A 12128-nucleotide genomic window follows, 5' to 3' on the forward strand; every position below is an offset into this window, starting at 1 on the left:
CGGGTTGCGATTGCGCCCGGCGCCCATAGATCAAAGAGCATGAACAACAACGCACTTTCGCTGGCCACCGACCGTCTGCTGCTGCCCGCCGGGCTGGATGCGGGCGGTCTGGAACGCACGTTCGGTACCCTGTTGGGGCCGGGCATCGATTTCGGGGATCTCTATTTCCAGCACGCGCGCCGCGAGAGCTGGAGCGTGGAGGATGGCATCGTCAAGGACGGTGCGCATTCGATCGAACAGGGCGTGGGCGTGCGCGCCATCGCCGGTGAAAAGACCGGTTTCGCCTATTCCGATGACATCCACAGCGATGCGCTGCTGGCCGCCGCCCAGTCGGCCCGCGCGATTTCGCGCGAGGGCGGGGCGCAGTCGGCCCGCTCGCTGGTGCGTGGCAGCGGCCGCGCGCTGTACCCGGCGCTGGACCCCATCGATGACATGGGCAACGAGGCCAAGGTCGAGATGCTCAAGCGCCTGGACCGCTACCTGCGCGCCGCCGACCCGCGCGTGCAGCAGGTGATGGTCAGCCTCTCCGGGGGTGTGGACACGGTGCTGATCGCACGCAGCGATGGCGTGCTTGCCGCCGACATCCGCCCGCTGGTGCGGTTGAACGTGCAGGTGATCGTCGAGCAGCACGGCCGTCGCGAATCCGGTTACTCCGGCGGCGGCGGCCGCTACAGCTATGAAGAGCTGTTCGCCGAGGGGCGCCCAGAGGGCTTCGCCCGCGAGGCGCTGCGCCAGGCACTGGTGAACCTGGAGGCGATCCCGGCCCCGGCCGGCGTGATGACCGTGGTGCTCGGCCCGGGCTGGCCCGGCGTGCTGCTGCACGAAGCGGTCGGCCACGGCCTGGAAGGCGACTTTAACCGCAAGGGCACCAGCGTCTACGCCGGCCGGATCGGCGAGCGCGTGGCCGCGCCGGGCGTGACCATCGTCGACGACGGCACCCTGGACGGGCGCCGCGGCTCGTTGAACATCGATGACGAAGGCCACCCGACCCAGTGCACCACGCTGATCGAAGACGGCATCCTGGTCGGCTACATGCAGGACTCGCTCAACGCGCGCCTGATGGGCGTGGCGCCGACCGGCAACGGCCGCCGTGAGTCGTTCGCGCACATGACCATGCCGCGCATGACCAACACCTACATGCGCGCCGGCCAGCACGATCCGGAAGAGATGATCCGCTCGGTCAAGCGTGGCCTGTACGCGGTCAACTTCGGTGGCGGCCAGGTCGACATCACCAGCGGCAAGTACGTGTTCTCGGCTACCGAGGCCTACCTGATCGAAGACGGAAAAATCACCGCGCCGGTGAAGGGCGCGACCCTGATCGGCAATGGCCCGGAAACCATGCAGAAAGTGCGCATGATCGGCAACGATCTGGCCCTGGACGAAGGCGTGGGCATCTGCGGCAAGGATGGCCAGAGCGTGCCGGTCGGCGTGGGCCAGCCGTCCCTGCTGATCGATGGCATCACCGTGGGCGGCACCCAGGCCTGAGCCGGGATGCGTGCCCTCGTGCTGCCCGACGACGCGGCCGCCAGCCTGGTGCTGGCGGTGCCGCGTGAGCGCCGAGGCTCAGTCCTCGGCGTTCTCGTCGCCGTCGGTATCGGTATCGACCGCGTCGTCCAGGTCATCGTCGGACGAGGCGTTCACGCCCTCCAGGCCGAGCGCGGCCGGCAGCAGCAGCGTACGCAGCACCTGGAAGATCTCCCGGTAGGCGCGCGGCGGCTTGTTCTTGGCCTTCTCGGCCTGGGCGTTGCGCACCAGCGTGCGCAGCTCCTGGCGGTCGGCATGCGGGTACTCGTCCAGCAGCGCACCCAGCGCCTTGTCGCCGTCCTTGAGCAGGCGCTCGCGCCAGTCTTCAACGCGGTGCATGGTGGCCACTTCACGGCGCGAGGTCTCGCTGTTGGCATCCAGCGCGTTGCGGATCGCATCCAGCACGGCGTCGTCTTCGCGGCGCATGTGCTTGGCCAGGAACGCCAGCTGGCGCTTGTGGGCGATATGAGCGGTGATGCGCTTGGCCTCGGCGATGTGCGGCAGCAGGTCTTCGGGCACCGGCAGGCGCGCCAGCTGGGCCGGGGTCAGCGAGACCAGCTTCTCGCCCAGGGCCAGCACGTCCAGCGCAGCCCGGCGGTTCTGGCTGCGGCTGATATCAAGGAATTCACCGGTTTCTTCGTCGCGTCCGCGCATCTTCTTATTTCCACATCCGTAAACTGTGCCGGCGTCGCGCCGGGCACTCACCTGTACAGGATAAAGCATTGAACGTGATCTCCCCTGAAGTCTCCCCGGCCGACGACAGCCTGCAGCGCCTGGAGCAGCTGGCCGACATCTCCCAGCGCCTGCTGGAGCGGGCCAAGGCCCTGGGCGCCACCCAGGCCGAGGTCAGCTGCAGCGATGAGCGCGGGCTGGATGTGAACGTGCGCCTGGGCGAGGTCGAAACGGTCGAGTCCACCCGTGACCGCGGCATCGCCGTGACCGTCTACTTCGGCCAGCGCAAGGGCAGTGCCAGCACCGCCGACCTGCGCGAGAGCAGCCTGGAGTCGACCGTGGCCCAGGCCTGCGCGATCGCCCGTCACACCGAGGACGACGAAGCCGCCGGGCTGGCCGAGGCGGCGCTGATGGCCCGCGAGTTCCCGGATCTGGACGGCTGGCACCCCTGGGAGCTCAGCGCCGATGCGGCGCTGGACCTGGCGCTGGCCTGCGAAGCGGCCGGCCGTGAGGCCGACACCCGCATCAGCAATTCCGACGGTGCCTCCGCCGCGACCGCGCAGAGCCTGTCGGTGTATGCCAACTCGCATGGCTTCATCGGCCGCGAGCGCAGCAGCCACCACTCGATCGGCTGCGCGCTGATCGCGGGCCAGGGCGATGGCATGCAGCGCGATGGCTGGTACAGCAGCGCCCTGGCCCGGGAAGACCTGGATGATGCCGCCTCGATCGGCCGCCGCGCCGCCGAACGCACCGTCGCCCGCCTGGAGCCGCGCTCGATGACCACCGCGCAGATGCCGGTGCTGTATTCGCCGGAGGTGGCCCGCTCGCTCATCGGGCATCTGCTCGGCGCCGTCTCCGGCGGGGCGCTGTACCGCCGCGCCAGCTTCCTGCTCGACAGCGTTGGCACCCGGCTGTTCCCGGCGTGGTTCGGCATTGAAGAACTGCCGCTGCTGCGCCGCGGGCTGCGTTCGGCCGCCTTCGACGGCGATGGCGTGGCCACGCGCAATTCGGCGCTGATCCGCGATGGCGTGCTGGAGCGTTACATCCTGGGCAGCTATTCGGCGCGCAAGCTGGGCCTGCCGACCACCGCCAACGCCGGTGGCGTGCACAACCTCAAGGTCACCGCCAACGCGGACGATCTGGTCTCGATCGCCCGGCAGATGGGCAATGGCCTGCTGGTCACCGAACTGATGGGGCAGGGCGTCAACAGCGTGACCGGTGATTACTCGCGCGGCGCCGGCGGGTTCCGCGTGGAGAACGGCGAGATCAGCTACCCGGTGGACGGCATTACCATCGCCGGCAACCTCAAAGAGATGTTCGCCAGCATCGAAGCGGTGGGTGCCGACATCGACACCCGCTCGCACGTGCACACCGGTTCGATCCTTGTAGGACGAATGACCGTTGCGGGTAACGATTGACGTATTCTATTGGGGCTGCCCTGGCAGGCGGGGAGCCTGCCGCGTGCAATACCCATTACCTCGAACAAGGAGTTTCACGTGAGCGATTTCGACAACGTCACCACCCCGCCGCCGCCGGTGAGCGCCCCGGCACCGGCCGATCAGCGCACCATGGCGCTGGTGGCCCACCTGCTGGGCATCTTCACCTGGTTCCTCGGCCCGCTGATCATCTGGCTGATCAACAAGGACGACAGCAGCAAGCGCTTCGTCACCGACCAGGCCAAGGAAGCGCTGAACTTCCAGATCACCATCACCATCGCGATGCTGATCTGCATCGTGCTGACCATCGTCATCATCGGCGGCCTGCTGGCGCCGATCGTCGGCCTGCTCAACGTGATCTTCTGCATCATCGCAGCAGTCAAGGCCAACAACGGCGAAGCCTACCGTTATCCGTTCGCCCTGCGCCTGATCAAGTAATCGATCCGCAGCGCTGGAACGAAAAACGCCCGGGATTCCCGGGCGTTTTTCTGTGTCCTGGCGTTGTGCAACCACGCCATGCGTGGCTGCCGGCACGGTCGCTCAGTGGTCCCGCTCAACCGCCAGCTTCGCCAGCGCACGCAGTGCATCTGCCGGCTCGCCATATCCGGCCAGGCCATCGAACATCTGCTCGCTCAGCGTGCGCAGATGCGCCTTCGCCCCGTCCATGCCGAGCAGTGCCGGGAAGGTCGACTTGGCCTGTGCCTCGTCCTTGCCGGCGGTCTTGCCGAGCTGTTCGGAACTGGCTTCGACATCGAGGATGTCATCGCGCACCTGGAATGCCAGACCGAGCGCCGAGGCGACCGTATCCAGCGTTGCCAGATCGGCGGCGGGTGCCTGGCCACACAGCGCGCCCATGCGCACCGCCGCGCGGATCAGTGCGCCGGTCTTGAGCGCGTGCATGCGCTCAAGATCCTGCAGCGGCTGTTGATGACCGGTGGCGTCGATATCCAGCGCCTGGCCGCCGCACATGCCGGCGGCACCGGAGGCGTGGGCCAGCGTCTGCAGGCAGGCCACGCGCAGTGACGCGGGCAGCGGCGCATCGGCGATCAGGCCGAACGCGCGCGTCTGCAGGGCATCACCGGCGAGGATCGCGGTGGCTTCATCAAAGGCGATGTGCGTGGTCGGGCGGCCGCGACGCAGGGCGTCATCGTCCATCGCCGGCAGATCGTCATGCACCAGCGAATACGCGTGGATCAGCTCGACCGCCATCGCCGGCGCGTCCAGCGCGTTCTCGTCGGCGCCGAAAATCCGGCCGCTTGCATACACCAGCAGCGGGCGCATGCGCTTGCCGCCCCCGAGCACCGCATAGCGCATCGCCTGGTGCAGTCCACGCGGGGCATCGGACGGGGAGGGCAGGCTGGCGTCGAGCTGGCTTTCGATCCGGTCGCGCCAACGCGCGAACGTGGCCTCAACCGTCATGGCTGGGCGGGTCGAATGGCACCGCGGTGTCGGGCTGGGCCGGATCGCTGAGCAGGCGCACGCGCAGTTCGGCCTGTTCCAGCGCCTGCTGGCACTGGCGGTACAGGCCGACGCCACGTTCGTAGGCGCTGAGCGATTGCTCCAGGCTCATTTCGCCGGTTTCCATCTTCTCCACCAGCTGCTCCAGCTCTTCCAGCGACTGCTCGAAGTGGGCGACCGGGGAGGTTTCATTGGGGGACTTCTTTGCCATGTGCCAAGTGTGGGCTGCTGGCCGGGCGGGGTCAATTCACGCCGCGCCGGGTGTCCACTGCAACTGCGCGTGATGGGCCAGCAGCCACGGTTGCAGGGCCGCACCGATAACCCGGTCACCGGCGGCCAGCAATGTGTCCTCGTCGAACAGCAGCGGCAGCTGGCGACGCTGCCACGGCGGCAGGCCCTGCTGCTGCAGCAGGTCTTTGAGCGCATGGGAATGCGTGCGCCCGGGCAGCTGGATGCGCTCGCCGCCGCGGCGTGCGCGGATCTGCACCGGGCTATCGAAACCGGCGTCCGTGCCAAGCAGGACCAGCTCGCCACCGTCTGGCAATGCCAGCGGCGCGCGGCCATCCCAGTGCACGCTCCAGTCGGCCGGCAAGGCCAGGCTGGCCGAGAGCAGGTGCAGTTGGCCGCGCCAGCGGCGGATGCGTGCCCCCTGCCAGGCGAACTGCGCATCGGCGTGGTGGGCAGCCGGGAGCAGCTCGCGTTCGACCGCCTCCACGCCCGCTGCCGGCAGCGGCGGCAGGCCACTGCCGCGCACCCAGTGCCGCAGCAACCGTGCGCGGCGCTCGAGCGGCTGGCGCAGCAGCCGCGCGCAGTCGATCACGCCGGGGCCGACGCTGCAGCGTTCCAATGCGTCGCGGTCGGCACTGTCGAGCAGGTGCTGGGACTGCGCGCACAAGGCGGCACTCCGGGCAAATGCCGCATCGGCCTGCGGCCAGCGCTGGCGCAGTTGCGGCAGCACGTGCAGCCGCAGGAAGTTGCGATCGGCGTCATCGCTGGCATTGCTGGGATCTTCGATCCACTCCAGCCCCTCGGCCTGCGCATGTGCGCGCAACGCACTGCGCGGAACCTCCAGCAAGGGCCGCCACACGGTGCCGGCGCCAAACGCGCTGGTGACCTGCATGGAGGCCAACCCATCCACGCCGGAGCCGCGCAGCGCACGCATCAGGAAGGTCTCGGCCTGGTCATCGCGGTGATGGGCCAGGGCCAGGTGTTCACCAGGCAGCAGCTGCGAAGCGAACGCCTCACGGCGCGCATGCCGCGCGGCGGCTTCCAGGCCTTGTCCCTGGTGACGCGGCACCTGCACGCGGATCACCCGCAGCGGGATGTTCCAGCGCGCACAGAGCTGCGTGCAGTGCACGGTCCAGGCGTCAGCCTGTTCCTGCAGGCCGTGATGGATATGCACGGCGCGCAGGCCGGCCGTCCGCTGTGCCGGCGAGGTGGCCAGCCAGTGCAGCAGGACGGTGGAATCGAGCCCACCGCTGAAGCCGACCAGCACAGGGTGGACGACAGAGGGCGGTGGCGGCAGCAGGGAGGTCATGGGAAGTGCGATCTCAGGCAGACCGGCAGTATCGGTGCTGCGTGGCGACGTTGCCACGCGGGAATCACGGTGTGCCGGCATCCATCGCCGGGCGCCCCTGCCGATCGATGCGATACCAGGTGCCGCCAACCATCGCGATGTGGCCGTGGTCGTCCGGCGTGCCCGGACGGCAGCCTTCGCAGACGCGGGCCACCCCGTCATCGAACGCCCAGCCAAAATCGAACGTGCCCGGAAAGGCTTGGCGCAGCTGGGTATCGAAGTAACCGATGCGCTGCCCGACACGCCCACGCACCAACCCCTCCACGACGTAGTCCGGGCCGTTGTCGAAGGTGATCACCGGCAACTGACGGCCATCGGCACGGACGTAGTGGAATCCACCGCCGGCGTACACCGCTGCCAGCCCGTCCCGATCGTAGGACAGCGACGCCAGGGACGCCGCGTCGAGTTCCAGATGCCCATCGAGCCACTGGCAACCGGGCAGCGGCTGCAGCCCATCTTCCTGGGTCAGGGCGGTGCAGCCGGTGCCGGCGCCGGTGCCGGTGCCGGTGTCGGCGGCCAAGGTCAGCGGCGATGCGAACAGACCGGCCACCAGCAGCAGGGGCCGCGCGAGGCGGCCCCTGTTCGCTGCATTGCGACGAATTTGATGCATTACTTGCTGTCGCCCGCCTGGCGCTCGAACGCGGTCGGCTTGGGCAGCTCGACCGGCACGCCCTTGGCATCGCAGGTGCCGGCTTCGCACAGGCGCTGGCGCAGGCGCGGGGTGGCCTGCACGATCATGTGGTAGATCGCGTTCTGCTCCATCGTGCCGCGGACCGCCTTGCTGCCCGGGCCACGTGCCCAGATGCCGACGTCTTCGCCGCCATGCGATTCGCTCTTGGCCGGGACCAGCGCTTCCTGCATGTAATCGGGATGCTCGGTATCCACCGCGGTCAGGTCCGGCCGACCCGTGGTCGGATCGAAGCTGCTCGGGTTGTGCGGGTAGCGCTTCGGGCCGACCGGCTGCTGGTTGGTGGCACCGGTGTAGCCCGGGCCGTTGGCGTAGGTCAGCGTGGTGTAGGGCAGGCCGAGGCCGTCGCGGGCCAGGTCCAGCTTGCCGGCACCGTCTTCGCCCCCCTTGTCCTTGACCTTGCCCAGGATCGGGTTGCCACGGGCCGGGTAACCGACGAAGTTCAGGGTGTGGGAGTGATCGGCGGTGACGATGATCAACGTGTCCTGGTCGGAGGTGGCCTCGACCGCGGCGCGCACCGCATCGGACAGCGCCACCGTATCGGTCAGCGCCCGGTAGGCGTTGCCGCTGTGGTTGGCGTGATCGATGCGCGCGCCCTCGATCATCAGCACATAGCCTTCCTGATGGCGCGACAGATTGGCGATCGCCGCCTTGGTCAGCTCGGCCAGGCTCGGCTCACCGGCCGGGTCGTCCTTGCGCTCGGCTTCGTAGCGCATGTGGTCCGGCTCGAACAGGCCCAGGATGGCCGGCGCATTGGCCGCCGCCTGCAGCTGCCTGGCGTTCCATACGTACGCGCCCTGCGGGTGCGCCTGCTGCCATTCGGTCACCAGGCTGCGCCCGTCCAGGCGCTGGCCGACCTTGTCGTCGTACTCGGGATCGCGCTCTTCCACCGTGGTGAACTCACCGCGTCCGCCGCCGAGGGCGACCAGCGGGCCGCGCCCGAAGCGCGAGGTCGACAGCAGCTGCTGGGCGATGTCACGGCAGCCGGCGGCCTTGGCCTCTTCCGGCACATCGGTGTCGTTCTCCCAGTTGCGCTCCGGCGAGTGCGCGTAGGTCGCTGCCGGGGTGGCATGGGTCAGGCGGGCGGTAGAGACCACGCCGGTCGCCATGCCGGCACTGTCGGCCAGCTGCAGCCAGGTCAGCAGGCCCTTGTCGAGGCTGTCGGCGCAGTCATTGCGGGTGCCCGCGCTGACGCCGATCGCGCCCATGTGGGTCTTCACGCCGGTGGTGATCGCGGTCATGGTGCCCGCCGAATCCGGCGTCTGCGAATCGGTGTTGTAGGTCTTGCTGAACGCCGTCGCCGGGAAGCGCTCCCAGGACAGCAGGTTCTCCTCGCCCGGGTGCCCGTTGCGCTGCCCCTCGAAGATGCGCGCCGCCGCCACCGTGGTCAGGCTCATGCCGTCGCCCAGGAACAGGATGACGTTCTTGGCCTTGCCGTCCATCGCACCGGTGCTGGCCGCCCGTGCCGCGCCGCTGCGGTACCACCACTGCGGCGTCTCCCCAGCAGGGTGGGCAATGGCCGGCACATCGACCTGGACCGCGCCGGCAGAGGCGCTGGAGGAGGGAGCGGTACTGGCGCAGGCGCCGAGCAGCAGGGTGGTGACGGCAGCCACCAGGGGCGTGAAACGGAACATGGATGAATGAATCTCACATGTGAAACGGGCGTTCATTATGCAGAACGCCGCAAGGCACGCCGATGACACGCTGATTTTCCGTCCACGCCTCGTTCCGCGGCCCGGCTTGGGCTAAGGTGCCTAGCTGTCAAATCATCTCTGGAACGCACATGAAGCTGGTCTCTGCCTGGCTGCGGATCCCCTTCTGGCAACGGGTCCTCGGCGGCTTCGTGCTGGGCGCACTGGCCGGCTGGCTGCTCGGCCCGGCGGCCGAAACCTGGTTCGGCCCCCTCGGCGATCTCTACGTCACCCTGATCAAGATGATCGCGGTGCCGCTGGTGTTCTTCGCCGTGATCAACGCCATTTCCTCGCTGCACGGGCAGAAGTCCGTGGCGGCACTCGGCGGGCGCACCTTCCTGTGGTTCATCATCACCGCGGCCCTGGCCGTGTGCGTGGGGCTGGGCGTGGGCACCCTCATGCAGCCGGGCAGCGGCGCGCTCAGCCTGAGCATGGACCACAGCTACACCCCGCGCGAAGTACCCAGCGTGATCAAGGTGCTGATGGATGTCGTGCCCTCCAACGTGTTCTACGCGTTGACCGGCATCGGCACCCGCGTCAACGCCGCCGGTGAAACCGTCCTGGCCGCCGGCCGCGGTTCGATCCTGCCGGTGATCTTCTTCGCCGGCCTGCTCGGCTTCGCCATGGTCAAGCTGGGCGACAAGGTCAGCGAAGCACGCAAGCTGACCGGCCAGATGAGCGACATCATGATCCAGGTGACCCGCTTCGTGCTGGAGATCACCCCGCTGGGCACCTTCGGCCTGATCGCCGGCCTGGTCGGCAGCTATGGCTTCGAGAAACTGCTGCCGCTCGGCAACTTCGTCCTGGCCCTGTACATCGCCTGCGCGCTGCACATCGTGGTGGTCTACGGCAGCCTCCTGCTCATGCACGGCCTGAACCCGCTGAAATTCTTCCGCGGCGCCGCCCCCGGCATGCAGGTGGCCTTCGTCAGCTCCTCCAGCTTCGCGGCCATGCCGGCCGCGATGCGCTCGATCACCCACAACCTTGGCGTCAACAAGGACTACGCCTCCTTCGCCGTCCCCCTGGGTGCCAGCATCAAGATGGACGGCTGCGGCGCGATCTATCCCGCCCTGTGCGCCGTCTTCATCGCCCAGTACACCGGCGTCCCGCTCACCCCCGAGCAGTACATCGTCGTGCTGATCGCCTCGGTCCTGGGCAGCTTCGGCACCGCCGGCGTCCCCGGCACCGCCGTGGTCATGGCCACCGTCGTGCTGAGCGCGGCCAACCTGCCACTGGAAACCATCGGCTACCTCTACGCGATCGACCGCATCCTGGACATGATGCGCACCATGACCAACGTTACCGGCCAGATGCTGGTCCCGGTCATCGTTGCCAAGGAAACCGGCCTGCTCGACCGCGCGGTCTACGACAACCCATCCACCAACTTGGGCGTGGATGAGGGCGAAGAACGAACGTCCTGATGCAGGCACGAACGCAGCACCCAAAGACCGGCGAGAGCCGGTCTTTTTTTTGGTTCTTCACCCAACTCCGGGGAAGGCCGCCCGGATCTTCAGGAAGAAGTACGCGTCATCTCGGTATCCGTAGGCAACGCGCTTGATGACCTTGATCTTGTTGTTGATGCCTTCCACCAGGTTCGTCCCGAGCGGCCATCGGCAGTGGGCCAGGATGCCCGGGAGATAAGGCTGCAGACGGCGGACAAAGATGCGCAGCGGCTCCAGCCCGCTTCGCAGGGCGCGATGCTTCCATGACCGCCAGGCCTTCTCCGCCCAGCTCTGGCTTCGGTAGCGCCACAGCTGCTTCAGGTCGTCTTTGAGCAGATAAGTGGTCAGCAGGGCTTTGTTGGCGGCCAGCAGCTCCTCGAGTTGGACGCGCTGCTCGGCCGGGACGTTTTGCCGGTTGCGCAGCAGGAGCCAGCGCGAGGTCTTCACCACCCGTCGCGCGGGCTTGTCGGTGCGTAGGCGATTGGCCTCGTCCACCCGCACCCGATCAATGACTTCGCGCCCGTACTTGGCCACGACATGGAAGAGGTCGTAGACCACTTCAGCATTGGGGCACTGGGCTTTGACCTCCACATCAAAGGCCGAATTCATGTCCATTGCTACGGCTTGGATGCGTTCGCAACCGACCCTGCCGAGTAGTTCAAAGAAGGGACGGATGTCAGCGCGGCTGCGTCCTCGGCCGACCCAGAGCACGCGCTTGCGCGATGGCTCGACGACCACGGTGGCGTAGCGATGCCCCTTCTGGATCGCAAACTCGTCCATCGCGATCACGCGTACGTCCGATAGGTCCACTGGGCCCAGCGTCTGCATCAGATGCCTGAAATCAAGCGCTTTGACCGTCTTCCAGTCCAGACCATGCCACTTTGCGGTGGCATGGATCGAGGTGGTGGCGCACATGCGTGCCACGCTCTGCGCAAGCCGTTGCGTTACCCGGGCATGCCGCTCCAGCCAATCCAAGTGCTCCAGTTTCGGCCCGCAGCGAGGGCAGGCCAGCCGCTGCCGCTGGACTTCCAACTCCACCGGCTCGTCGAACACGGGCAAGTCACGGATGCGCCGGAGCGTCTGGTCGTGGATGGCCACGACCCACTTGCCGCAGCCACTGCAGCGTCGTCGGCGGCGTGAATCAGGCAACAGCGAAAGCACCAGCCACGTGGCTCCGCCACGTGCCTCGCGGCGCCATCCATCCAGGCGATACCCCGCCCAGCCTCCCAGCAACGGCATACAATCCAGCTTGGCCACGGCCGGCCTCGGTTTGTTTTCTCGACAACTACAAATCTAGCTGGTCGGCCGTGCGCCTTCTCCCCTCAGATGGGAGAAGAACCTTTTTTTTCCGCTTTGGGTGTCCGCGAGCGTTACGCCCCGAAGCGACCGGCAGGCCCCTCGGCAAATGTCCCCCGGCCGCCGCCTGGCGGCGACGGCCTCCTCCTTGATTTTGCCCAGGAGCCTACCGGCCGCTTCGGGGCTCGTGCGCGGTGGTAGGCGTACTGCAAACATGTGCTTGCTGAGGGGGGCGCCAGTGGCTGGATACGATGGGCCTCGCTGCGCTTGTGGGCGAAATCAAGGAGGAGGGGACGGCCGCAGGCCGGCACCGGGGGACATTCGCCGACAAGCGTAGCGAGGCCC

Annotated in this window: 11 protein-coding genes; 4 read left to right on the top strand and 7 right to left on the bottom strand. The window is 67.8% G+C overall.

Going from position 1 to position 12128, the window contains the following annotated elements; genetic code table 11:
• The first annotated feature begins 39 nt into the window (after positions 1-39).
• On the top strand, positions 40-1485 hold the full coding sequence (tldD, locus tag POS15_RS02625) for a metalloprotease TldD (protein WP_284128916.1): 1446 nt from the start codon (positions 40-42) through the stop codon (positions 1483-1485).
• Between the two features lie 78 nt (positions 1486-1563).
• Here tldD and yjgA read toward each other — a convergent pair whose 3' ends face one another.
• A complete protein-coding gene (gene yjgA, locus POS15_RS02630) occupies positions 1564-2178 on the bottom strand; it encodes a ribosome biogenesis factor YjgA (protein ID WP_019182614.1) in 615 nt (204 codons plus the stop codon).
• Positions 2179-2246: 68 nt separating this feature from the next.
• On the opposite strand from yjgA, the gene pmbA reads away from it, so the two are divergent.
• Positions 2247-3614 (top strand): metalloprotease PmbA, encoded by a 1368-nt coding sequence (pmbA, locus tag POS15_RS02635; RefSeq protein WP_019182615.1) that lies wholly within the window; start codon positions 2247-2249, stop codon positions 3612-3614.
• A gap of 78 nt (positions 3615-3692) precedes the next feature.
• Complete coding sequence (locus tag POS15_RS02640) at positions 3693-4070, top strand: DUF4870 domain-containing protein (RefSeq protein WP_019182616.1); 378 nt, start codon at positions 3693-3695, stop codon at positions 4068-4070.
• A gap of 102 nt (positions 4071-4172) precedes the next feature.
• Here the strand turns inward: POS15_RS02640 and POS15_RS02645 are convergent, their stop codons facing one another.
• The 5 genes from POS15_RS02645 to POS15_RS02665 form a co-directional block, all read right to left on the bottom strand.
• Positions 4173-5051, bottom strand: a complete 879-nt coding sequence (locus POS15_RS02645; RefSeq protein ID WP_019182617.1) for a farnesyl diphosphate synthase — start codon at positions 5049-5051, stop codon at positions 4173-4175.
• On the bottom strand, positions 5041-5301 hold the full coding sequence (locus POS15_RS02650) for an exodeoxyribonuclease VII small subunit (RefSeq protein ID WP_019182618.1): 261 nt from the start codon (positions 5299-5301) through the stop codon (positions 5041-5043). Before POS15_RS02650 ends, POS15_RS02645 begins: the two co-directional genes overlap by 11 nt.
• Positions 5302-5337: 36 nt before the next feature.
• On the bottom strand, positions 5338-6627 hold the full coding sequence (gene tilS / locus POS15_RS02655) for a tRNA lysidine(34) synthetase TilS (RefSeq protein ID WP_284128917.1): 1290 nt from the start codon (positions 6625-6627) through the stop codon (positions 5338-5340).
• 64 nt (positions 6628-6691) lie between these two features.
• Positions 6692-7276 (bottom strand): WG repeat-containing protein, encoded by a 585-nt coding sequence (locus tag POS15_RS02660; protein ID WP_284128918.1) that lies wholly within the window; start codon positions 7274-7276, stop codon positions 6692-6694.
• Positions 7276-8988: an alkaline phosphatase gene (locus tag POS15_RS02665; protein WP_284128919.1), complete on the bottom strand. Its 1713-nt coding sequence runs from the start codon at positions 8986-8988 to the stop codon at positions 7276-7278. Before POS15_RS02665 ends, POS15_RS02660 begins: the two co-directional genes overlap by 1 nt.
• 149 nt (positions 8989-9137) lie before the next feature.
• On the opposite strand from POS15_RS02665, the gene POS15_RS02670 reads away from it, so the two are divergent.
• Positions 9138-10466 (top strand): dicarboxylate/amino acid:cation symporter, encoded by a 1329-nt coding sequence (locus POS15_RS02670; RefSeq protein WP_019182622.1) that lies wholly within the window; start codon positions 9138-9140, stop codon positions 10464-10466.
• 57 nt (positions 10467-10523) lie between these two features.
• Here the strand turns inward: POS15_RS02670 and POS15_RS02675 are convergent, their stop codons facing one another.
• Positions 10524-11744, bottom strand: a complete 1221-nt coding sequence (locus tag POS15_RS02675; RefSeq protein ID WP_284128102.1) for an ISL3 family transposase — start codon at positions 11742-11744, stop codon at positions 10524-10526.
• Positions 11745-12128: the final 384 nt, after the last annotated feature.

Source organism: Stenotrophomonas sp. BIO128-Bstrain, assembly GCF_030128875.1.
Lineage (GTDB): Bacteria > Pseudomonadota > Gammaproteobacteria > Xanthomonadales > Xanthomonadaceae > Stenotrophomonas > Stenotrophomonas bentonitica_A.